1 pseudogene is annotated in these 263 nt (G+C 46.4%); it reads left to right on the top strand.

Annotated elements, in window-relative coordinates:
• Nucleotides 1-263: pseudogene (locus ACYVTD_RS17910) on the top strand (penicillin-binding protein); the annotation flags it as partial.

Below are 263 nucleotides of genomic sequence, written 5' to 3'. Positions count from 1 at the left end.
CGCCGTCTGGCGGCCTTCGATTGTCGATATTGATTTTTTATCGAACGAGCTAGCGCCGTTACTCGAAATGCCTTCCGCCGAAATCAAGAAAAAAATAAATTCTTCGGAATCGAATTTTCTGTACTTAAAAAGACAGATTGATGACGCGGTCGCAAGACGCCTGGCCGCCGTTCTGGAAGAAAAAAACATTATGGGCGTGATGATTCAGCCGATTCTGGGAAGGCTGTATCCCGAAAAAAACCTCGCGAGCCAGATTATCGGTT

Source organism: Treponema sp. R6D11 (assembly GCF_054786075.1).
The sequence above is the reverse complement of the archived record's forward strand: the minus strand, read 5'-3'. Positions and strand labels throughout refer to the sequence as shown.